Consider the following 21,884-nt stretch of genomic DNA (forward strand, 5'->3'; position numbering starts at 1 on the left):
AATAAAGCCCACGGCGTGCCGTGGGCTTTGTTTTAAATGTATTGGGCCGCGCTGGCGTGATCCGCCAGTCTCCCCACCTGAAAATCTCAAAACCGTCATCAGCGGTTCGCTGGCAAACCTCGTGTTCGAAGTGGATGCAGATCTGCGGGACCCGGGCGGGAAAATGACTCCACCAGTGAAATGCGTATCAGGTTTTTAGGAGCGCTGTAATGCCTGACATCTATCACTTCTTCCAACAGCTGGTTAACGGCCTGACCGTTGGCAGCACGTATGCCCTGATCGCCATCGGCTATACGATGGTTTACGGCATCATTGGAATGATCAACTTCGCTCACGGCGAGGTGTACATGATCGGCTCCTACGTGGCGTTCATCGCCATCGCCGGGCTGGCCATGATGGGACTCGACAGTGTCCCGCTGTTGATGACCGCGGCTTTCATCGCGAGCATCGTGGTTACCAGTTCCTATGGCTACAGCATCGAACGGATCGCCTACCGCCCCTTGCGCGGCAGCAACCGTCTGATCCCGCTGATTTCCGCCATCGGCATGTCGATCTTCCTGCAGAACACTGTTCTGCTTTCGCAAGACTCCAAGGACAAATCCATTCCCAACCTGATTCCGGGTAACGTTACCTTCGGGCCAGGGGGGGCACAGGAAGTGCTGATTTCCTACATGCAAATCGTGGTGTTCGTGGTGACCCTGGTCGCCATGCTCGGCCTGACGCTGTTCATCTCCCGTTCCCGCCTGGGCCGCGCCTGCCGCGCCTGCGCCGAAGACATCAAGATGGCCAACCTGCTGGGCATCAACACCAACAACATCATTGCCCTGACCTTCGTCATCGGTGCGGCCCTGGCGGCCATCGCCGCGGTGCTGTTGAGCATGCAATATGGCGTGATCAACCCCAACGCCGGTTTCCTCGTGGGCCTGAAAGCCTTCACCGCCGCGGTTCTGGGCGGCATCGGCAGCATCCCCGGCGCGATGCTCGGCGGGCTGGTGCTGGGCGTGGCGGAAGCCTTTGGCGCCGACATCTTCGGCGACCAGTACAAGGACGTCGTGGCATTCGGCTTGTTGGTTCTGGTTCTGTTATTCCGGCCGACCGGCATCCTGGGCCGCCCGGAGGTTGAGAAAGTATGACTAGACATCTCAAATCGGCGCTCTTCAGCGCGCTGCTGGTCTGGGCCGTGGCCTACCCGGTACTCGGTCTTAAACTGACCATCGTCGGCATCAACCTGGAAGTACACGGCTCCAGCCCGGCCATCCTGGCGACCATCGCCGTGTGTTCGCTGCTGATGTTCCTGCGCGTGCTGTTCAGCACGCAGATCAGCGCCATGTGGAAGTCCTCGCCCGGCCTGCCGGCGATCCCGGCCAAGGCCAGCAATTTCCTGACCCTGCCGACCACCCAGCGCTGGATCATCCTGGCCCTGGTCGTCCTGGCACTGGTCTGGCCGTTCTTCGGCTCTCGCGGCGCGGTGGACATCGCCACACTGATCCTGATCTACGTGATGCTCGGCCTCGGCCTGAACATCGTGGTGGGCCTGGCTGGCCTGCTGGACTTGGGTTACGTCGGTTTCTACGCCGTCGGGGCCTACAGCTATGCGCTGCTGTCCCACTACTTCGGCCTGAGCTTCTGGATCTGCCTGCCAATCGCCGGGATGATGGCAGCCACCTTCGGGTTCCTGCTGGGCTTCCCAGTGCTGCGCTTGCGCGGTGACTACCTGGCGATCGTGACCTTGGGGTTCGGCGAGATCATCCGCCTGTTCCTGCGAAACCTCACCGGCATCACCGGTGGCCCGAACGGCATCAGCAACATCGAGAAGCCGACATTCTTCGGCTTGACCTTCGAGCGTAAAGCCGCCGAAGGCCTGCAGACCTTCCACGAGTACTTCGGCCTGCAATACAACTCGATCAACAAGGTGATTTTCCTTTACCTGGTTGCCCTGTTGCTGGCCCTGGCCGCGCTGTTCGTCATCAACCGCCTGCTGCGCATGCCCATCGGGCGCGCCTGGGAGGCGTTGCGTGAAGACGAAATCGCCTGTCGTGCCCTGGGTCTCAACCCAACCGTGATCAAATTGTCGGCCTTTACCCTCGGCGCTGCGTTCGCCGGTTTTGCCGGCAGTTTCTTCGCCGCCCGCCAGGGTCTGGTGACGCCGGAATCCTTCACCTTCATCGAGTCGGCGATCATCCTCGCCATCGTGGTGCTGGGCGGGATGGGCTCGCAGTTGGGCGTGATCCTGGCGGCCATCGTGATGATCCTGCTGCCCGAAATGATGCGTGAGTTCAGCGAATACCGCATGTTGATGTTCGGCGCTTTGATGGTGCTGATGATGATCTGGCGTCCTCAAGGTCTGCTGCCTATGCAACGCCCCCACATGGAGCTGCGCAAATGAGCCGCGAGATTCTGAAAGTCGAAAACTTGAGCATGCGCTTCGGCGGTCTGCTGGCGGTCAATGGTGTGGCCCTGACCGTGAAAGAAAAACAGGTAGTCGCCCTGATCGGGCCCAACGGCGCGGGCAAGACCACCGTGTTCAACTGCCTGACCGGCTTCTACCAACCTACCGGCGGCACTATCCTATTGGACGGCGAGCCGATCCAGGGCCTGCCCGGTCACCAGATCGCCCGCAAGGGTGTGGTGCGCACCTTCCAGAACGTGCGGCTGTTCAAGGACATGACGGCGGTCGAAAATCTGTTGATCGCCCAGCATCGTCACCTGAACACCAACTTCCTTGCCGGCCTGTTCAAGACCCCTGCGTTCCGCAAGAGCGAACGCGAGGCCATGGAGTTCGCCGAGTATTGGCTGGAGAAGGTCAACCTCAAGGAGTTCGCCAACCGTACCGCCGGGACGCTGGCCTACGGTCAACAACGGCGCCTGGAAATCGCCCGCTGCATGATGACCCGTCCGCGGATCCTCATGCTCGACGAACCGGCCGCCGGCCTGAACCCGAAGGAAACCGAAGACCTCAAAGCGCTGATCGGCGTGCTGCGCGAGGAGCACGACGTCACCGTGCTGCTGATCGAGCACGACATGAAGCTGGTCATGAGCATTTCCGACCACATCGTCGTGATCAACCAGGGCACACCGCTGGCCGATGGTTCACCGGAACAGATCCGAGACAATCCTGAAGTGATCAAAGCCTATCTGGGGGAAGCGTAAATGCTGCAATTCGAAAACGTTTCCACCTTCTACGGCAAGATCCAGGCCTTGCACAGCGTCAACGTCGAAGTCCGCCAGGGCGAAATCGTGACGCTGATTGGTGCCAACGGCGCCGGCAAATCCACCCTGCTGATGACGCTCTGCGGTTCGCCCCAGGCCCACAGCGGCAGCATCCGCTACATGGGTGAGGAGCTGGTGGGCCAGGACTCATCACGGATCATGCGCAAGAGCATCGCGGTGGTGCCGGAAGGTCGTCGGGTATTTGCCCGGCTGACCGTGGAAGAAAACCTCGCCATGGGCGGATTCTTCACCGACAAGGGCGATTTTCAGGAACAAATGGACAAGGTCCTGCACCTTTTCCCACGCCTGAAAGAGCGCTTTAGCCAGCGCGGCGGCACCATGTCCGGCGGTGAACAGCAAATGCTCGCCATCGGCCGTGCACTGATGAGCAAGCCCAAGCTGCTGCTGCTCGACGAGCCTTCCCTGGGCCTGGCACCGATCATCATCCAGCAGATCTTCGACATCATCGAACAACTGCGCAAGGATGGCGTGACGGTGTTCCTGGTGGAGCAGAACGCCAACCAGGCGCTGAAAATCGCCGACCGGGCGTACGTGCTGGAGAATGGTCGCGTGGTGATGCAAGGTACCGGTGAAGCCCTGCTGACCGATCCGAAAGTGCGCGAGGCGTACCTGGGCGGTTGAATCCGTTGCGATGAAAGAAACGGCCTTCGGGCCGTTTTTTTTGTGGGAGCAAGGCTTGCCCGCGCTGAAGGCGATGCGTTTTTTCAGCAATCGAGGCGCCTGTTTCACGAGCAAGCTTTGCTCCCACACCGTCAACTCTCAACTCATTGGGTTTCGGGGGTAAACAAAAAAAATCGAGGCCCCGCTGTAACACTCGTCCACCTCCCCTCTCTAGTTCAGTAGACCGGCGCTAACGCCGGTTCATTTCCCTGAATGACTGGAGAATCATCATGACTGCTTCGACCCGCACCCTGTCCGCCACCGCCCTGATCCTGGCCCTGGGTTCCGCCCTGAGCATGACAGCCGTCTCGACCGTCCACGCAGCCGACGACACCATGGAAAAATGCTTCGGCGTTGCCCTCAAAGGCAAGAACGACTGCGCCGCCGGCGCCGGCACCACCTGCGCCGGTACAGCAAAAATGGACTATCAGGGCAACGCCTGGAAATCGGTACCCAAAGGCACTTGCACCACCATGGAAAGCAAAACCTCCCCGACTGGTTTCGGCCAACTCGAAGCCTTCAAAGCCAAGTCTTGATCGCATCTGCCTGAGGCCCGTCACCATGTTGACTACCCCTACCCTCGCCACAGATAACCGGCTGCCGCCAAGGGCAGGGTTGGGGCTCAAGAGCGAGCATTTTCGTGAGGTGCTCCAGACCCGACCGGACCTGGGCTTTTTCGAAGTGCACGCGGAAAACTACATGGTGGCCGGTGGGCCGCTTCATCACTTCCTGGGGCGGATACGCGAACAGTACCCGCTGTCGCTGCACGGCGTCGGCCTGTCTATCGGTGGGGAGGGGCCCCTGGATGTCGCGCATTTGCAGCGCCTGGCCGCATTGATCGAACGCTATCAGCCCCAATCCTTTTCCGAACACCTGGCCTGGTCCAGCCACGGCCCGATGTTTCTCAACGACCTGCTCCCCCTGGCCTACGACGAAGCGACCCTCGACCGTGTCTGCGAACACGTCGACCAGGTGCAGTCGAGCCTCAAACGTACGCTGTTGCTGGAAAACCCGGCGACCTATCTGGCGTTCGAAGCCTCGACACTCGACGAGCCACACTTCATTAGCGAAGTCATTCGTCGCACCGGCTGCGGTCTGCTGTTGGATGTGAACAATGTCTACGTTTCGTGCGTCAACCACTGCCGCGATCCGCAGGCCTACCTCGATGCCCTCCCCCTGCAAGCGACCGGTGAAATCCACCTGGCCGGCTTTGCCGAAGACACCGACAGCCTTGGCGAGCGTCTGTTGATAGACGACCACGGCGCGCCAATCGACAACGCAGTCTGGCAACTGTACCTCAAGGTTCTGGAGCAGATCGGGCCGGTAGCCACCTTGATCGAGCGCGACAACCACATCCCCCCATGGGAGGTGCTGTTGGCCGAAGCGCGTCAGGCCGATCAACTTTTAAATACCGCAGGAGTCCGGTCATGAGCGGGCAGCGCGCATTCGCCGCCGCCCTGCTCGACCCGCGCAAGGCGTGCCCCTGCGGCCTGATCAGCGCCAACGGCGCCGACCCACAGAGCCGCTTCGCGGTGTACCGCAACAACGTGCTCAGCTCATTGATCAACGCCCTGGCCGACAATTACCCGGTGGTGGCGCAACTGGTGGGCGAGGATTTTTTCCGAGGCATGGCTGGGGTCTACGTCCAGTCGGCGCCACCGCGAAGCCCGGTGATGAGCGACTACGGGGATGATTTTGCCGGGTTCATCGAACGCTTCGAACCCGCCGCCTGCGTACCGTACCTGGCAGATGTCGCCCGACTGGAGCGACTGCAGGTGCAAGCCTGGCATGCCGCCGACGCCGAGCCCATGGCCGGAGAACGGATCATCGAGGCGCTGTCGTCCCCCACACAGCCAAGGCATCTGAAGATCGGCCTGCACCCGTCACTGCGGCTGCTGCAATCGCCCTTCGCCGTGGTGACGATCTGGGCCGCCCATCAGCACGAGACGCCCGTGCCGTTCGAGGCGTTTGTTGCACAAAACGCCTTGGTGCTGCGCAACGACCTCGACGTCCAAGTGTTCGCGATCGATCACGCGGCCCATGAGTTCATCACCGCCCTGCAACAAGGGCTGTCCCTGACCACTGCCATTGAAGCCTCAATCGACCTCGACCTGGAACAGACCCTGGCGGGGCTCATTCGCCACAGAGCTATCACTCATCTCCTAGCTGAACAGGTGTCCCCATGAACGCCCTGATTGCCGGTTCCATTCAATGGCTGGAGAAAATCCCCCACAGTCTGATCGCCTTCATCGCGCGATTCTCGATTGCCGCGGTGTTTTGGAAATCCGGCCAGACCAAAATCGAAGGCCTGGCCATCGACCTGTTCGACGGCACCTTCCAGATCGGTCTGCCACGGCTGGCGGACTCGACCATTCCCCTGTTCAAAAGCGAATATGCCCTGCCGTTGCTGTCGCCGGAACTGGCTGCGTACCTGGCGGCCTCTGCCGAGCATGTGTTCCCGGTCCTGATCCTGCTTGGCCTGGCGACACGCTTTTCAGCGCTGGCCTTGCTGGGCATGACGGTGACCATCCAGTTGTTCGTCTACCCGGGCGCCTACCCGACCCACGGCACGTGGGCGGCGGTATTGCTCTACCTGATGGCCCGTGGGCCTGGGGTGTTGTCAATCGATCACCTGATTGCCAAGCGTTACGCCCGCTGATTGCGACTAGAAACTCCCACAAGGGCTATCCAATGGGTTGAGCCCCTTGTTACTTGAGCCGATCCAACACCTCACCACTGCGCTTGAACCAGTCGATCAAATAGTCAGCCAGCACTTGGGTGCGCTTGGGCAGTCCACCCTGGTACGGGTGCACCAGGTACATCGGCATGCGCCGGGTCTGGTAGTCGCGCAGCAACCAGTGCAGGCGTCCGTCGGCCAACTCTTCATGCAGCAGGTACGACGGCAGCCGGGCGATCCCGGCGCCGGCCAGGGCAGCTTTTTTCAACAGGCTGTAGTGATTACTGGCGAACGGCCCCGACACTCGGACCCGTAGCAGTTCGTGTTGCTGGTGGTAAAGCCATTCTTCCCGGCCGCTGTAGTGGCTGTTGAGCAGGCAACGGTGCTCGGCCAGGGCCAGGGGCGTCTCGGGTTCGCCATAGCGCTCAAGGTAGGCCTGGCTGGCGCAGGTCATTTCGTGCCACGCCAGCAACGGCCGGGCCACCAGCCGCTCATCGATGGCGGCATCGGAGCGTATCGCCAGGTCGAAGCCATCGCGGGTCAGGTCTCGGTAACCGTTGTTGAGCTCGAGTTCAATCTGCACGTTGGGATACCTGCCAGCGAACTCCATCAGCAAGCCTTCGAAGAAAGTTTCGCCCAACGAAACCGGAACCGTCATACGCACCGGTCCGGAAATATCGTCCTTCAACCGGGCCAAAGCCTGACGTGCCCTTTGCACCTGCACCAGCAGCGCCTGGGCCTGGGGCAGCAACGCCGCCCCCGCCGCCGAGAGGCTCAGGCGCCGCGTAGTGCGTTGCAGCAACACCACCGAAAACCGCCTCTCCAACAGACTGATGCGCTTGGACAACTGGCCCTTGCTGCACCCCAACTGCTGGGCCGCCAAGGTGAAACTGCCAGCCTCCATCAACACGGCAAACGCCGCCAGGTCATCCATTTCGCTCATTGGATTGTTTCCAATTGAAAACCAAAGGTTGCCTATTAGCATGATTATCAGCACAAAGAACCTCTCTAGACTGAAAACTCATTCAATCCTTTGAGGAACAGCTCATGAAAATCCTGTTGATCGGCGCCAACGGCACCCTCGGTTCGGCCATCGATCACGAACTATCACCGCGCCACGAAATCGTGCGGATCGGCCGCCACAGCGGTGAACTGCAGGTGGATATCAGCGACAGCGCCTCAATTCGCGCGCTGTTCGCAAAGACCGGCCCTTTTGATGCCCTGGTTTGCGCCGCCGGCAACGTCACCTTTACGCCCCTGGACGACATGACCGAAGACAGCTTTGCCCTGGGTTTGAAAGACAAGCTGATGGGCCAGGTCAACCTGCTGCTGATCGGTCGCGAATTCGCCAACGACGGTGCGTCCTTCACCTTCACCACCGGCGTCCTCAGCCACGATCCGATCAAAAGTGCTGCTTCAGCGGCCCTGGTCAACGGCGCCCTGGACAGTTTCGTGCGCGCCGCAGCAATCGAATTGCCACGGGGCTTGCGGGTCAACTCGGTGAGCCCGAACGTGTTGCTGGAAGCCATGGACACATACGCCCCATACTTTCGCGGCTACAAACCCGTCCCGGCCGCCGATGTCGCATTGGCCTACGCCAAGAGTGTCGAAGGCCTGCAAACCGGTCAGACCTTTCACGTGGGCTAACCGACGCCCTACCCGTAGGAGCTGCCGCAGGCTGCGATCTTTTGATCTTTTGATCTTTTGATCTTTGGTCTTTCACTCAAGACTCAATTGCCAGGGGAAAGATCGCAGCCTCGTTGCACTCGACAGCTCCTACACAGCTCCCACGCAACTTCTATGGGTTGTGGTGTGGGATCAGTCTGAGTAACGTGGCGGCACTTGTCTGGAGACCCAATGATGCGTGCCGCCCGCTCCCTGCTGTTTGTCGCCCTCCTGCCGCTGTTCAGCGGCTGCCAATTGCTCGATGCCCCTCGTCAGAGCGCCTCCCACGCCGGCCAGACGCGCATGCAGGGCGAGCTGACGGCAGCCGATGGCAAGCTGGTGTTCCAGCCGTGCCAGGAACAGCGCCGCTACATCGTCAACGACAGCGGTGGCACCAGCGTGCTGCAGCAGGCCGCCGGTCTGGCCGATGACCAGGGCAAACTGTTTGCCGATGTGCGCGGCCCTATCGTCTCCAGCACAGTGGCTGGCACCGACAGCCAGTTGGACCTGGAGCAGTTGTATCGCCTGGAGCGCTCGGGCAGCGCTTGCGAGGACGTTAATTTCAAACGATTGGTCTTGCGTGCCGCCGGTCACGGCCCGGAATGGAACCTCAAGGCCAGCGGCAAGGGCATGGTGCTTGAGCGTGAAGGCGAACCGACGCTGGCGGTGCCTTACCTTGAAGAACAACTGGGCGATGGCCGCTTCAATCTCAGCACCGAAGCCAACGGCCAGAAGGTCGAGCTCTGGCTGGCCGCTCAGCGCTGCGTCGACAGCGTCAACGGCAGTGTGCAGCACATGAGCGCCGAACTGCGGGTCAATGGCCAGGTCCAGCGTGGCTGCGCCTACTTCGGTGGCGCACGCAACGACTGATTCGCCGGTTTTGGCTTATAATCGCCGGTTCACGCCCTGGTGCAGTTGTGCATCCCGCGAACCGGATCCCACCATGTTACGAATCACCGAACTCAAGCTGCCGATCGACCACCCAGAAGAAGACCTGCGCCCCGCCATCGTGCAGCGCCTGGGCATCGCCAGCGATGACCTGCTCGACTTCACCTTGTTCAAGCGCAGCTACGACGCGCGCAAGAAATCCTCCGAACTGTGCTTCATCTACACCATCGATCTGACGGTACGCGACGAAGCCAGCCTGCTGCGCAAGTTCGCCGATGACCGTAACGTCAACGAGGCGCCGGATGTCAGCTATAAAGTGGTGGGCCAGGCACCGGCTGACCTGAGCGAGCGGCCGATCGTGGTCGGCTTCGGCCCGTGCGGGATCTTCGCCGCCCTATTGCTGGCGCAGATGGGCTTCAAGCCGATCATCCTCGAGCGTGGCCCGCAAGTGCGCCAGCGCACCAAGGACACCTGGGGCCTGTGGCGCAAAAGCGTGCTCAACCCCGAATCCAACGTGCAATTTGGTGAAGGCGGCGCCGGGACGTTTTCCGACGGCAAGCTCTACAGCCAGATCAAGGATCCGAAATTCCTTGGTCGCAAGGTTCTGCACGAATTCGTCAAGGCCGGTGCGCCGGAAGAAATCCTCTATGTCAGCAAGCCGCACATCGGCACGTTCCGTCTGACAGGTGTGGTGGAAACCATGCGTGAGCAAATTCGCGCCCTGGGCGGCGAAGTGCGCTTCCAGCAGCGGGTCACCGATGTGCTGATCGAGGACGGCCAACTGCTCGGCGTCGAACTGGCCAGCGGCGAACAGATTCATTCGAAACATGTGATCCTGGCTCTGGGCCACAGTGCCCGGGACACCTTCCGCATGCTCCACAGCCACGGCGTGTACATGGAAGCCAAGCCGTTCTCGGTGGGTTTCCGTATCGAACACCCGCAATCGCTGATCGACAGCGCGCGCCTGGGCAAGTATGCCGGCCACCCGAAACTTGGGGCCGCCGACTACAAGCTGGTGCACCACGCCAAGAATGGTCGTTCGGTGTACAGCTTCTGCATGTGCCCGGGCGGCACCGTGGTGGCCGCGACGTCCGAGCCGAACCGCGTCGTGACCAACGGCATGAGCCAGTATTCGCGCAACGAGCGTAACGCCAACTCCGGCATCGTCGTCGGCATTACCCCGGAAGTGGATTATCCGGGTGGCCCGCTGGCCGGGATCGAGTTGCAGGAGCGCCTGGAATCCCACGCTTACGTACTCGGCGGCAGCAATTACGAGGCCCCGGCGCAACTGGTGGGTGATTTCATCGCTGGCAAGCCGTCTACAGCACTGGGCAGCGTCGAACCGTCCTACAAGCCAGGGGTGTCCCTGGGTGACTTGGCCCTGGCTCTGCCGGATTTCGCCATCGAAGCCATCCGCGAAGCCTTGCCGGCGTTCGAGAAACAGATTCGCGGTTACTCGCTGCACGACGCCGTGCTGACCGGCATCGAAACCCGCACCTCATCGCCCCTGCGCATTACCCGCAACGAATCGCTGCAGAGCCTGAACGTCAAGGGCCTGTTCCCGGCCGGAGAAGGCGCCGGTTATGCTGGCGGGATCCTGTCGGCGGGCGTGGACGGGATCCGGATTGCCGAGGCGGTGGCGCGGGATATCCTCGGCCTCGAGGCCTGACACCTCCCCACTGTGGGAGAGCCTTTGTGGGAGCTGGGCTTGCCCGCGATGCAAGCAACTCGGTCTATCAGGTGAACCGAGGTGATGCTATCGCGGGCAAGCCAGCTCCCACACAAGCCCGCTCCCACAAAAAACCTCAGTGTCTTCGGGGTCAGATATTGGCCCGCAACACACTCTCCGGCAGCGCCTCGCCCCGTTCCACACACGCCGCCACGATGTCCATCAGCCCACTCAGCTCATACCCCTGGGCCTTGAGCCACGCTGGGTCGTAATAGGTCGTGGCGTAGCGCTCACCACCATCACACAAAATCGCCACGATCGACCCCGACTCTCCCGCATCCACCATCTGCCGGGCCGCCATGAGTGCGCCGATCAGATTGGTACCGGTGGACCCGCCGACCCGTCGTCCCAAGCGTAGGGCCAGGTAATGCATGGCCGCCAATGACAAGGCGTCCGGGACCTTGACCATCGCATCGATGACTTTCGGCAAGAACGACGCTTCGACCCGTGGCCGGCCGATGCCTTCGATGCGTGAACCGCAATCCAGGCGCAGGCTGGCATCGCCGCTGCGGTAATAGTCGAAGAACACCGAACGCTCGGCGTCAGCACACAGCACGCGGGTACCGTGCTGGCGATAACGCACGTAGCGCCCCAGGGTGGCGGTGGTGCCGCCAGTGCCGGGGCTTGAAATCAACCAGCTCGGCTCCGGGTGCCGCTCGAAGCGCATCTGCTGGAAGATCGACTCGGCAATATTGTTGTTGGCCCGCCAGTCCGTGGCGCGCTCGGCATAGGTGAATTGGTCGATGAAATGCCCATCATGCTCGTGGGCCAGGCGTTCGGACTCGGCGTATATCTGCGTGGGATCGTCCACCAGATGACTCTGGCCGCCATAGAAAGCGATCTGTGCGATTTTTTCCCGGGAGGTGGTCGCCGGCATCACTGCAATGAACGGCAAGCCCAGCAACCTGGCGAAATAAGCCTCGGAAATCGCCGTCGAGCCGCTGGAAGCCTCGATCACCGGCGCACCGGGCTTGAGCCAACCGTTACACAACGCGTAGAGAAACAGCGAACGAGCCAGTCGGTGCTTGAGGCTGCCGGTGGGATGGCTGGACTCATCCTTGAAATACAGTTCGATGCCCGGCAGGCCAGGCAGCGGCAGCGGAATCAGGTGGGTATCGGCGCTGCGCTGGAAGTCAGCCTCGATGATGCGGATCGCTTCGCGCACCCACTGGCGATGGTCATTCATGGTGTTTTCTCACTGGCTCGGTTCGACGCGGGGAAACCTGATGGTCATGCAGGTGCAACTTGGTCTCGGAAAACCAGTCGCAAGCTTAGGAAAAAACCGACATCGCGCACAGGTACAGCTAAGGTCCAATATGGCCCATAACTGCCCGACTGCGTGGAGCAGGCGTTGTAACGATATATAACAAAAAAGAATATAACTTTTGTTTTAACAACTAACAGTACGAGTTAGGGTGTGCCATCTTTTTGATTCAATGAATGGAGAGCGATCGTGGCTCTACGCAATTCTCTGACCCGTTTTTTCCAACTGGAGGCTGCCAGTGGCCTACTGCTGATCGCCGCCGCCCTGCTGGCCCTGGCCATCAATAATTCGCCGCTGTCCTGGCTGTATAACGGCCTGCTGGACACCCCGGTGGTCGCCCAGGTCGGCGCGTTGAAGATCGCCAAGCCCTTGTTGCTGTGGATCAACGACGGCCTGATGGCGATGTTCTTCCTGCTCATCGGCCTCGAAGTCAAGCGAGAGGTCCTCGGCGGGCAACTGTCGAAACCGTCGCAAATCGTCTTGCCGGGTGCGGCGGCGATTGGCGGCATGGTGGTGCCGGCGCTGATCTACTGGTTCCTCAACCGCGACAATCCCCCCGCCCTCTCCGGCTGGGCTATTCCGACGGCCACCGACATCGCGTTCGCCCTCGGCGTGCTGGCCTTGCTCGGCAAGCGGGTACCGGTGTCGCTCAAGCTGTTCCTGATGACCCTGGCGATCATCGACGACCTGGGCGCCATTATCATCATCGCGATCTTTTACTCCGGCGCCCTGTCCACCCTGTCGCTCATACTGGCGGCAACCTGCATCGCCACGCTGGTGGCGTTGAATCGGATGGGCGTGGTCAAGCTAGGGCCCTACATGCTTGTCGGCTTGATTCTGTGGGTCTGCGTGCTCAAGAGCGGTGTCCATGCCACCCTAGCCGGGGTGACCCTGGCGTTCTGCATCCCGCTGCGCACGAAAAACGCCGAGACTTCGCCGCTGCTGAGTCTGGAACATGCGCTGCATCCCTGGGTGGCCTATGGCATCCTGCCGCTGTTCGCCTTCGCCAACGCAGGCCTATCCCTGAGCGGCGTCACCGTCGAAAGCTTCACCCATCATGTGCCAATGGGCATTGCCATTGGCCTGTTGCTGGGCAAGACCGTCGGCGTCTTCGGCCTGACCTGGCTGGCCGTGAAAATCGGCATCGCCAGCCTGCCCCTAGGCGCCAACTGGGGCCAGATACTGGGGGTGGCGATCCTGTGCGGTATCGGGTTCACCATGAGCCTGTTCGTTGGGTCCCTGGCGTTCGAGCCGGGTGTGAGTGACTACGCCGGTATGGACCGGATGGGGATTCTCACTGGTTCGATCCTGGCGGCGTTGCTCGGTTATGCGGTGACGGCGGCGGCCAGTCGCAAGCAGCCTGCATTGCCTGGCTGACTCCTGGCTGCCAGGAGGGGTGTGCATATCCGTTGCTGCGGTAACGGCTGCTTAGGGTTCCGCTCTTACAGCGGGTCACTTTCGACTGGGCCGGCTTCCGGGCTTTTCAAAAGTGACCCGCTGTAAGAGCGGAACCATAAGCCGCCGTTACGCAAAAAACGGATATACACCCCGTCCCCCGAAACGAAGCCATAAAAAACGGCGCGTTCCCATTCAGGAACAAGCGCCGTTTTTTCTCTTACCTAACCAAGCTTAGTGCGATACGCGACTCGTACCACCCACAGTGGAAATACGAACCCGCTCACCCACACGGAACACCTCGTTCTCCTGAACCTGCTGCACATAGGCACGCATGCTACCGTCATCTTCACGAACGGTGATTTCCACGCCCTGGGTACGGGTCAGACCTTCTTCAGTAGCAGAACCAATCAGGCCACCAGCTACCGCGCCGATCACAGCAGCGACAATGCTGCCACGGCCACCACCGATGGCACTGCCGCCGACACCACCCACCACCGCACCGGCTGCACCGCCGATCGGGGTCTTGGTGCCTTCGATCTTGACCGGACGCAAGGATTCGATGGTCCCCATGCGAATCGTCTGCACGCGACGCGCTTCGTCACGGGAGTAGGAGTCACCGGTCAGGCTCGACTGACAACCAGTGAGCAACATCGCCATCGTGGAAAAGGAAGCAACCAGCAAAACAGACTTACGCATAGCATCAACTCCAGAAGACAGGGATTCATTAAACTCCGCAGCTTGACGCCTGTCACGGCCTCGCCGGGATAAAATTGTTTTCATACAGGTGGGATACAGGTGCACCCGAAAAATTCACCAAACAGTAGCGCCAATTTCCGAAACCTGCGTCATCAACCCGGGGATCTTTCATGGATTATTTCATCATCGTCGCGGTCACCGTGGCCGGTTTGTACTTCCACTGGTGGCTGTACGTACGAATCAAACACTGGATGGACCGCGACCTGGCGCTGTCCCTGGCGGGGCAGGATGAGCAGAAGAAGACCTACATGCTGCAACAATTGACCCGCGCCCGGGAGCAAGGGGTCAAGCGCCGGGACTTGCCGCAATGGCTTAAAACCGCTGCGGCAGGTTACCCCGAAGCTAAGGCGCCAGACGCTCGCACGTCCAGTTCGCCCCCTGCAGGCGGTAGTTGAGGCGATCGTGCAGGCGGCTCGGACGACCCTGCCAGAACTCGATGCGCTCGGGCAGCAAACGATAACCACCCCAATGTTCCGGGCAATGCGGTTGGCTGTCACTGAAACGTTGCTCGGTGGCCTTGAGCAGGTCGTCCAGCTCACCACGCCCTGCAATTACCCGGCTCTGGGGTGAAGCCCAGGCGCCGAGACGGCTACCTAGCGGGCGAACCTGATAATAGGCGTCCGACTCCTGCGCGGTGACCTTCACCACTTTGCCCTCGATGCGCACCTGACGCTCCAGGGCTGGCCAGAAAAACGTCATGGCCGCGAATGGATTCGCGGCCAGTTGCTGGCCCTTGGCACTGTCGTAGTTGGTGAAGAACGTGAAGCCCAGGGTGTCCAGGCCCTTGAGCAGCAGGATTCGGCAGTGCGGGCGCCCTTGAGCATCCACCGTTGCCAGGGTCATGGCGTTGGCCTCCACCGGGACCTGCTCGGTTTTCACCGCGTCGGCAAACCATTGGTGGAACAGTGCAAACGGCTCGGCCGGGGCTTGTGCCTCGGTCAAGCCATCGCGGGTGTAGTCGCGGCGCATATCTGCCAGCGGTTGGGTCATGGCGCGTTCCTTGTGGTTAGCCCATCACTGCTTGGGGGTGCCGGCGGCCGCGACTTTCTTGGCACCGGTGGTGGCTTTGGCCGGTTGGGTTTTCTTCGCAGGGGTAGTGGCCTTGGCTGGAGCTTTCTTGGCAGGCGCCTTGGCCACGGCTTTCTTGGCCGGTGCTTTTTTGCTGGTTGGGGTCACGGCTTTTTTTGCCGCAGGTGCTGGAGCCTGGGCCACGGGCTTCACGTCCTGGACCGCCACCAGCCTCACTGGCGCAGGGGCCGGCATGTTGTATTTGCTCAGCAGCGCAACCATGGTGTTGGCCGGTGTGACCAGCAGTTCCACGCGACGGTTCAAGGCACGCCCTTGCACACTGTCATTGGCCGCACGTGGCGCCACTGCGCCCATGCCGCGCAGCATCAGGCGATCACGTTGCAGACCGCTGAGACGGAAAATCGCCGCCACGGACTGGGCACGCTCCTGGCTGAGCTTCAGGTTCGCAGGTGCGGCACCCGAGGTATCGGCGTGACCGAGGATCAGTACGGCGGCCTTGGGGTCGGCTTCAAGGATCTTCGCCACCCGGGTGAACGGCCCTAGGATCACGGGCAGCAGCATGGCTGGGCGGTCCGGGTTGAAGGAGCCGTCCACCGGTGCGGTGACCACCAACACGTTGTCGCGGCGCGACAGTTCGAGCTTGCTGTCCTGGACAGCCTTGCGCAACTTTGGCTCGTAGTCGTCGAGCCAGGCCTGGGTGACTTTCGGATCAGGCATCGGCACCGCTTTGGCGGTTTCCTGATCCTTGCCACCAAACGGCCACCACCACTTGCCGTTGCTTTCGGCTTCGGCCTTGGCCTTGGCCTTGGCAACGGTCGGCGCCTTGGCATCAGGCTTGTCTTGGGACTTGGCGGCATCTTTCTTCGCAACATCGGCCGCATCATCGGAAGAGAACGGCCACCACCCGTGGGTAGCGCTCTGCGCCTTGGCTTGCGGTGCGACGGCGGCCGTTTTCAGAGGCGCCGCTGGCGCCGTTTCCTTGGCCACCACCTTGTCGGAAGAACCGAACGACCACCAGCTACCGCCGCCCTCGGCATCATTTTGTGGGGTTTGTGCGCAACCGGTGATAGCGAAACACAGCGCCAGAGCGAGGGTTTTATTCGATGACATTGGATATCCACAAAATGATCTAAATGAAAAAACAAGGCCATGTTTTGGCCGCATAAACAGTCGTTTGGAAACTGGAAAGGCCACGAGGTTCCGGTGCCCGCCGCCTTCAATGGCGTTTTATAGACAAGTGGCTAGTACCCTCGCAAGGTTCTGCGCACGCGGATCCATCAATACATAAGGTCCGAGCGTGTTGGTCACGAAGCCAAAAGCCACATCATGCTCCGGGTCGGCAAACCCCGTGGAGCCCCCGGCCCCTGGATGACCGAACGCCCGTGGGCCGAGGCCGAAGGTCGCATTCGGCACATCCGGCTGGTCGAGCATGCAACCCAGGCCGAAACGGGTCTGGGTCAACAAAGTCTTGTCCTCGCCAAAGCTGTGCTGGCGAGTCAGTTCGTCGAGCATTTCACCTTCCAACAGGCTGCCGTCCAGCAGCCCCGCATAGAACCCGGCCAGGCTGCGGGCGTTGCCGTGGCCATTGGCCGCCGGTTGCTGCATGCGCCGCCACTCCGGTTTGTTGGTGCTGGTCATGATCGACGGCGGGTTGGTGAAGGCCCGGGTGGTCATGGCCGTGGGTTCGCGCATCGTCACCTGCAACAGGCGTTGGGCCGCGGCATCGCCGACGTTCCCTTTGCCACGGGCGATGTGGGCCACACGATGAAACTCCTCGTCGGCCAGACCAACATGAAAATCCAGGCCCAACGGCTTGGCAACGCGAGCCACGATGGACTCACCCGGGCCACGCCCATCGGCCCTGCGCAGCAGCTCGCCGATCAGCCAGCCATAGGTGATCGCGGCATAACCGTGGCCCTCGCCCGGCGTCCACCAAGGTGTTTCGGCGGCTAGGGCATCGACCATGGTTTGCCAGTCATAAAGCGCTTCGGGCGGCAGCAATTCACTTAGCGCCGGCAGCCCGGCCTGATGGCAGAGCAACTGGCGCAGGGTAATGGATTGCTTGCCGGCTGCGGCAAACTCGGGCCAATAGCGGGCTACCGGGGCATCCAGCTGCAACTTGCCTTCGGCCACCAGTTGCAGGGCGGTGACGGCGGTGAAGGTCTTGGTGCAGGAAAACAGGTTGGCGATGGTGTCGCTGTGCCAGGCTTCATGGCCATCCTTGTCGGCGGTACCGGCCCACAGATCGATCACCGTGCGGCCACCCACCTGGATGCACAACGCCGCGCCGCGCTCCTGGGGATCATCGAACAGCGCCGCGAACGCTTCACGCACCGCCTCGAACTGAAGTTCATAATGGCCTTGAATCTGCACCCGTAACTCCCTTGAAACAAACACTTTTAAGGTGGCTGGTATTGTTTCAGCCATTAAGGGTTTTGGGAACCGCTGAAAGACGGCTGACCGCACTGGCGCCGGCCTTTGTGGCGAGGGAGCGTGCTCCCGCTGGACTGCGTCGTAGGAGCTGTCGAGTGCAACGAGGCTGCGATCTTTCCCCAGACACTTGAATCTCAAGCGAAAGATCAAAATCAAAAGATCGCAGGCTTCGCCAGCTCCTACAGCCTCCAGCGGGAGCAAGCTCCCTCGCCACGGCAAGTCATTGCACGTATCAGGAAATCTCCCGCCGAAACGGCGGCAGCGCGTTGAGGATCGCCTTGCCGTAGCGCTGGGTTACCAGCCTGCGGTCGAGCAAGGTGATGGTGCCGCGGTCTTCTTCGGTGCGCAGCAAGCGGCCACACGCCTGGACCAGCTTCAGCGAAGCGTCCGGTACGGAGATTTCCATGAACGGGTTGCCACCGCGGGCTTCGATCCACTCAGCCAGCGCGGCCTCCACCGGGTCATCAGGGACCGAGAACGGAATCTTGGCGATCACCACGTGCTCGCAATAGGCACCCGGCAAGTCCACGCCTTCGGCAAAACTCGCCAGGCCGAACAGCACGCTGGAATCGCCGCCGTCGACCCGCGCCTTGTGCTTGTTCAGGGTCTCCTGCTTCGACAGATTGCCCTGGATGAACACCTGCTTGCGCCAGTCACGGTCAAGGCCGTCGAACACGTCCTGCATCTGTTTGCGCGAGGAAAACAGCACCAGGGTGCCCCGTGAGCCCTCCACCAGTTCCGGCAGGTCACGGATGATCGCCGCAGTATGGCCGGCGGCATCTCGTGGGTCGGCCTTGAGATCCGGCACCCGCAGCACGCCGGCGTCAGCGTGGTGGAAGGGGCTCGGGACCACAGCGGTCACCGCTTTCTTCGGCAGGCCAGCGCGCATGCGAAAACGGTCGAACGTGCCCAGCGCGGTCAACGTGGCGGAGGTTACCAGCGCGCCGTAGGCCACGTTCCACAGGTTGCGACGCAGCATTTCCGCCGCCAGGATCGGGCTGGCATTGACCTCGATATCGAACAGCGAACCGCTTTCGGCCAGGGTCAACCACCGCGCCATTGGCGGGTTGTCTTCCGGGTCTTCGGCGGTGAAGGCCGTCCACAGTTCCCAGTTGCCTTGTGAGCGGGACAACAGGCTGCCAAACAGCGGGTACCACTCCTCGGCCTGGTTGCTGGCGATTCCGATGTTGACCTCGCCATCCATGCCTTCCTTGAGCAGCTCGGTCAGGCGCGTGAACAAGTCGGTCAGGCGTGCGAAACCTTTCTTGAGTTCGATGCCCATTTCGCGCATGTGCTCGGGAATCACCCCGCCGACAAACCGGTGGCGTGGCCGCTCGCGGCCCTCGACGTCTTCGCCGGGCTTGAAGTCGGCCACTTGCTCGCAAGCGGTGAACATGAACTGCTGGTTCGTCTTGATTTCCCGCGCCAGCTCCGGCACTTGCTCGATGAACTTGCCCAGGTCACCCGGCAATGGATGCTGGGCCAACAGTTTGGTGAGGTTCTTGGCGGTGGTTTCCAGCCAGTCGGCGGTGGAGCGCAGCCGGGTGTAATGGGCGAAATGGCCGATGGCCTTGTCCGGCAGGTGATGGCCTTCGTCGAACACGTAGATCGTGTCGCGCGGATCCGGCAGCACCGCACCACCGCCCAGGGCCAGGTCGGCCAGCACCATGTCGTGGTTGGTGACGATGACATCGACCTTGCCCATGCCTTCGCGGGCCTTGTAGAAGGCACACTGGCCGAAGTTCGGGCAATGCCGGTTGGTGCACTGGCTATGGTCGGTCGTCAGGCGGGACCAGTCGGCGTCTTCCAGGGCCGTGGACCAGCTGTCGCGGTCGCCGTCCCATTTATTGCCGGCCAGCTTCTCGATCATGCTGGTGAACAGCTTCTGGCTGGCCTCATCGACTTCGATCTTGAAGCCTTCTTCTTCGAACAACTGGGCCGTGGCGGTCTGCGCGTGGCCTTCCTGGAGCAACATATCGAGCTTGGACAGGCACATGTAGCGCCCACGGCCCTTGGCCAGCGCGAATGTGAAGTTCAGCCCGCTGTTGCGCATCAGGTCGGGCAGGTCCTTGTAGACGATCTGCTCCTGCAGGGCGACGGTGGCCGTGGCGATCACCAGGCGTTTGCCGGCGGCCTTGGCGGTGGGAATCGCCGCCAGACTGTAGGCCACGGTCTTGCCGGTACCCGTACCGGCCTCCACTGCCACGACGGCGGGCTCGCCACTGCGTCGGCCTTCGTCGTCGGTGTCGATGTCACCCAGGACTTTTGCCACTTCGGCAATCATCAGGCGCTGGCCATATCGCGGCTTGAGGCTCTTGGCTTCGAGAAAACGCGAATAGGCGCCCTGGATAGTGGTTTTGAGTTCGGTGCTGATCATGAATGGTCGGGCGCTAAAAACGCTGGATAAATTTTCAGTGGTTCGGATCGGCGGCTATCATACCCCGCTAATGAATCCTGCGCAGAACGGAGTAACCCAATGACACCCTTTGCCCTCATCTACACCCTGCATCTACTGGCGGCCCTGATCTGGGTCGGCGGTATGTTCTTCGCCTGGATGATCCTGCGCCCCGCCGCAATGACGGCGCTTGAGGGCCCTGCCCGGCTCAAGTTGTGGGTAGAAGTGTTTCAGCGTTTTTTCGTCTGGGTCTGGGTGGCGGTGGTGCTTTTGCCGATCAGCGGCATAGGCCTGATCCATCTGCGCTTCGCCGGTTTCGAAACCGCGCCGCGTTATGTGCAAGTGATGATGGGGTTGTATGTAGTGATGACAGCGCTGTTTATCCGCATCCAGGGCCTGCAACTGCCGGCATTGCGTAATGCCGTGACGGCGCAGGACTGGCCGGTGGGTGCGGCGGTGCTGGGGAAGATTCGCAGGCTGGTAGGGATCAACCTGTTGATCGGGTTGCTGGTGGTGGCGATTGGCGCGGCGCGACCGATGTTCTGAAAAACGTCGGCATCACACAGAACTTGTGGGAGCGGGCTTGCTCGCCAAGGCAGTGGGTCAGTCAATGCTGATTAACCTGACACGCCCTCTTCGCGAGCAAGCCCGCACACATTATGTTCGCCATACGTTCAGAACCGCTGCACCGTCACCGTCCCCGCCGCTCCGGCGGGCCCAGGCTGACCGTCAGCACCAGGACGGCCGCTTTTGCCGCCGTCAGCGGTATAGACCAGGCAGCCCTTGGCCTTGCCCCCCGCCCCAGGTTTACCGCCAGGCCCCGCCGCGCCGCCGGCACCGCCGTCCACCGTCACCTTGACCTGTTCGGCAGGGTAGGCGCGGGGCAGCGCTAGGCGTACCAGCGCACCGGCCGCACCCGGCTGGCCATCGCTGCCATTGCTGCCGTCGGCCCCGCGACCGGCCGAGCCCCAGGTGCAACCCGGCGCCTGGCCATTGGCACCGTCAAGGCCGACGTAACCCGGCGCACCAGTGCCGCCACGGGCGTCCACCGACAACAACGGCGCATTCAACACCTTGAACTGCAGATTGAGATCGCGCCCCGGCCGCGCGGCCTTGGTGTAAGTACCCCGTGCGCCGCGTGAAGTGATCTGGCTGCCCTCGGCCAGCTCGGCCTGGGCCACTTTCATTTGCAATACCTGCTGAGCCGGCACGATGGCGATCCGTGCTTCACGCCCCAGGTGCAATTGGTCGATGGTCAGTTCGGTGACATTGGAAGGCACCAGCAGCGTGCCGTAGTCAGCCACATCCAATCGTTCAAGGGCCAGGGTGCTGGTGGTGTTGGGCAGGCGCATCAACGAATGGCTTTCGACCTGGACCACCTGGGCCGAAGCCCATGGGCATACGAGTGCGGCGAGCAGACACAATTTACGCATGGGAAGCCTCTGGCGCAGTCGGGAGGGTTTGCAAGTGAAAGATACCGAACAGCAGCACTCTGAGGCGATCACTACCAGGCGCGAGGCGGCCACGGAAACTGGCCCTGAACAACAGCAGTTCCAGCAGATGGAGCGCCAGCAAAAAAGCGCCGGCGACGTTGACCAACAAATGCAGCGGATGGACGAACGGCACGACCAGATTGACCAGCAGCACCAGCCAGAACAGCAAGGTCAGCAAGCGCCCCAGCCCCCAAAACACCTTCATACGCCCCCCTGATCGGGAATTATTCTTTGCGCGCACAGTAACGGCTTGCACGCAGGATAAG

At 61.4% G+C, this 21,884-nt stretch carries 23 protein-coding genes; 14 read left to right on the forward strand and 9 right to left on the reverse strand.

Going from position 1 to position 21,884, the window contains the following annotated elements:
* Nucleotides 1-209: 209 nt before the first annotated feature.
* From livH to AACY42_RS02390, 8 genes are all read left to right on the forward strand, one after another.
* Nucleotides 210-1,133 carry a high-affinity branched-chain amino acid ABC transporter permease LivH gene (gene livH, locus AACY42_RS02355; RefSeq protein WP_339476029.1) on the forward strand — a complete coding sequence of 308 codons (924 nt, stop codon included), beginning with the start codon at nt 210-212 and terminating at the stop codon, nt 1,131-1,133.
* A complete protein-coding gene (locus AACY42_RS02360; RefSeq protein WP_339476032.1) occupies nt 1,130-2,386 on the forward strand; it encodes a high-affinity branched-chain amino acid ABC transporter permease LivM in 1,257 nt (418 codons plus the stop codon). The genes livH and AACY42_RS02360 overlap by 4 nt, the downstream gene beginning before the upstream one ends.
* On the forward strand, nt 2,383-3,150 hold the full coding sequence (livG, locus tag AACY42_RS02365) for a high-affinity branched-chain amino acid ABC transporter ATP-binding protein LivG (RefSeq protein ID WP_339476035.1): 768 nt from the start codon (nt 2,383-2,385) through the stop codon (nt 3,148-3,150). The genes AACY42_RS02360 and livG overlap by 4 nt, the downstream gene beginning before the upstream one ends.
* Nucleotides 3,151-3,852 carry an ABC transporter ATP-binding protein gene (locus AACY42_RS02370; RefSeq protein ID WP_339476038.1) on the forward strand — a complete coding sequence of 234 codons (702 nt, stop codon included), beginning with the start codon at nt 3,151-3,153 and terminating at the stop codon, nt 3,850-3,852.
* Between the two features lie 269 nt (nt 3,853-4,121).
* On the forward strand, nt 4,122-4,427 hold the full coding sequence (locus AACY42_RS02375; protein WP_014336888.1) for a BufA1 family periplasmic bufferin-type metallophore: 306 nt from the start codon (nt 4,122-4,124) through the stop codon (nt 4,425-4,427).
* 25 nt (nt 4,428-4,452) lie between these two features.
* The gene (bufB, locus tag AACY42_RS02380; RefSeq protein WP_339476042.1) at nt 4,453-5,322 is read left to right on the forward strand and encodes an MNIO family bufferin maturase; all 870 of its coding nucleotides are present in this window, start codon (nt 4,453-4,455) and stop codon (nt 5,320-5,322) included.
* The gene (locus tag AACY42_RS02385) at nt 5,319-6,077 is read left to right on the forward strand and encodes an HvfC/BufC N-terminal domain-containing protein (protein ID WP_339476043.1); all 759 of its coding nucleotides are present in this window, start codon (nt 5,319-5,321) and stop codon (nt 6,075-6,077) included. The genes bufB and AACY42_RS02385 overlap by 4 nt, the downstream gene beginning before the upstream one ends.
* Nucleotides 6,074-6,550 (forward strand): DoxX family protein, encoded by a 477-nt coding sequence (locus AACY42_RS02390; RefSeq protein WP_339476046.1) that lies wholly within the window; start codon nt 6,074-6,076, stop codon nt 6,548-6,550. Before AACY42_RS02385 ends, AACY42_RS02390 begins: the two co-directional genes overlap by 4 nt.
* Before the next feature lie 49 nt (nt 6,551-6,599).
* On the opposite strand, the gene AACY42_RS02395 is transcribed toward AACY42_RS02390, so the two are convergent.
* Entirely contained in the window at nt 6,600-7,511 is a 912-nt protein-coding gene (locus AACY42_RS02395; protein WP_339476048.1) for a LysR family transcriptional regulator, read from the reverse strand.
* Nucleotides 7,512-7,615: 104 nt separating this feature from the next.
* Here AACY42_RS02395 and AACY42_RS02400 point away from each other — a divergent pair, with 104 nt between their 5' ends.
* From AACY42_RS02400 to AACY42_RS02410, 3 genes are all read left to right on the forward strand, one after another.
* Entirely contained in the window at nt 7,616-8,215 is a 600-nt protein-coding gene (locus AACY42_RS02400; protein WP_339476049.1) for a short chain dehydrogenase, read from the forward strand.
* 213 nt (nt 8,216-8,428) lie between these two features.
* Complete coding sequence (locus tag AACY42_RS02405) at nt 8,429-9,103, forward strand: COG3650 family protein (protein WP_339476051.1); 675 nt, start codon at nt 8,429-8,431, stop codon at nt 9,101-9,103.
* Nucleotides 9,104-9,176: 73 nt separating this feature from the next.
* Nucleotides 9,177-10,790 (forward strand): NAD(P)/FAD-dependent oxidoreductase, encoded by a 1,614-nt coding sequence (locus AACY42_RS02410; protein WP_339476054.1) that lies wholly within the window; start codon nt 9,177-9,179, stop codon nt 10,788-10,790.
* A gap of 151 nt (nt 10,791-10,941) precedes the next feature.
* On the opposite strand, the gene AACY42_RS02415 is transcribed toward AACY42_RS02410, so the two are convergent.
* Entirely contained in the window at nt 10,942-12,036 is a 1,095-nt protein-coding gene (locus AACY42_RS02415) for a PLP-dependent cysteine synthase family protein (RefSeq protein ID WP_339476056.1), read from the reverse strand.
* 267 nt (nt 12,037-12,303) lie between these two features.
* On the opposite strand from AACY42_RS02415, the gene nhaA reads away from it, so the two are divergent.
* Nucleotides 12,304-13,491 (forward strand): Na+/H+ antiporter NhaA, encoded by a 1,188-nt coding sequence (gene nhaA / locus AACY42_RS02420; protein ID WP_339476058.1) that lies wholly within the window; start codon nt 12,304-12,306, stop codon nt 13,489-13,491.
* 252 nt (nt 13,492-13,743) lie between these two features.
* On the opposite strand, the gene AACY42_RS02425 is transcribed toward nhaA, so the two are convergent.
* On the reverse strand, nt 13,744-14,208 hold the full coding sequence (locus tag AACY42_RS02425) for an outer membrane lipoprotein (protein ID WP_024776354.1): 465 nt from the start codon (nt 14,206-14,208) through the stop codon (nt 13,744-13,746).
* Between the two features lie 170 nt (nt 14,209-14,378).
* On the opposite strand from AACY42_RS02425, the gene AACY42_RS02430 reads away from it, so the two are divergent.
* The gene (locus AACY42_RS02430) at nt 14,379-14,663 is read left to right on the forward strand and encodes a hypothetical protein (RefSeq protein ID WP_339476061.1); all 285 of its coding nucleotides are present in this window, start codon (nt 14,379-14,381) and stop codon (nt 14,661-14,663) included.
* Here AACY42_RS02430 and pdxH read toward each other — a convergent pair.
* From pdxH to dinG, 4 genes are all read right to left on the reverse strand, one after another.
* Nucleotides 14,611-15,258 carry a pyridoxamine 5'-phosphate oxidase gene (gene pdxH / locus AACY42_RS02435; RefSeq protein WP_339476063.1) on the reverse strand — a complete coding sequence of 216 codons (648 nt, stop codon included), beginning with the start codon at nt 15,256-15,258 and terminating at the stop codon, nt 14,611-14,613. The genes AACY42_RS02430 and pdxH overlap by 53 nt on opposite strands.
* Before the next feature lie 24 nt (nt 15,259-15,282).
* Nucleotides 15,283-16,407 (reverse strand): OmpA family protein, encoded by a 1,125-nt coding sequence (locus tag AACY42_RS02440; protein ID WP_339476066.1) that lies wholly within the window; start codon nt 16,405-16,407, stop codon nt 15,283-15,285.
* Nucleotides 16,408-16,524: 117 nt separating this feature from the next.
* Complete coding sequence (locus AACY42_RS02445; protein WP_339476068.1) at nt 16,525-17,670, reverse strand: serine hydrolase domain-containing protein; 1,146 nt, start codon at nt 17,668-17,670, stop codon at nt 16,525-16,527.
* A 292-nt stretch (nt 17,671-17,962) separates the two neighbouring features.
* Nucleotides 17,963-20,107, reverse strand: a complete 2,145-nt coding sequence (gene dinG / locus AACY42_RS02450) for an ATP-dependent DNA helicase DinG (RefSeq protein WP_339476069.1) — start codon at nt 20,105-20,107, stop codon at nt 17,963-17,965.
* Between the two features lie 99 nt (nt 20,108-20,206).
* On the opposite strand from dinG, the gene AACY42_RS02455 reads away from it, so the two are divergent.
* Nucleotides 20,207-20,671, forward strand: a complete 465-nt coding sequence (locus tag AACY42_RS02455; RefSeq protein WP_339476072.1) for a CopD family protein — start codon at nt 20,207-20,209, stop codon at nt 20,669-20,671.
* A 128-nt stretch (nt 20,672-20,799) separates the two neighbouring features.
* Here AACY42_RS02455 and AACY42_RS02460 read toward each other — a convergent pair whose 3' ends face one another.
* Nucleotides 20,800-21,558 (reverse strand): collagen-like protein, encoded by a 759-nt coding sequence (locus AACY42_RS02460; protein ID WP_339476075.1) that lies wholly within the window; start codon nt 21,556-21,558, stop codon nt 20,800-20,802.
* Nucleotides 21,551-21,823 carry a DUF1145 domain-containing protein gene (locus AACY42_RS02465; RefSeq protein WP_339476078.1) on the reverse strand — a complete coding sequence of 91 codons (273 nt, stop codon included), beginning with the start codon at nt 21,821-21,823 and terminating at the stop codon, nt 21,551-21,553. The genes AACY42_RS02460 and AACY42_RS02465 overlap by 8 nt, the downstream gene beginning before the upstream one ends.
* Nucleotides 21,824-21,884: the final 61 nt, after the last annotated feature.

The sequence above is a fragment of the Pseudomonas sp. RL_5y_Pfl2_73 genome (genome assembly GCF_963970515.1).
In the GTDB taxonomy this organism is placed as follows: domain Bacteria; phylum Pseudomonadota; class Gammaproteobacteria; order Pseudomonadales; family Pseudomonadaceae; genus Aquipseudomonas.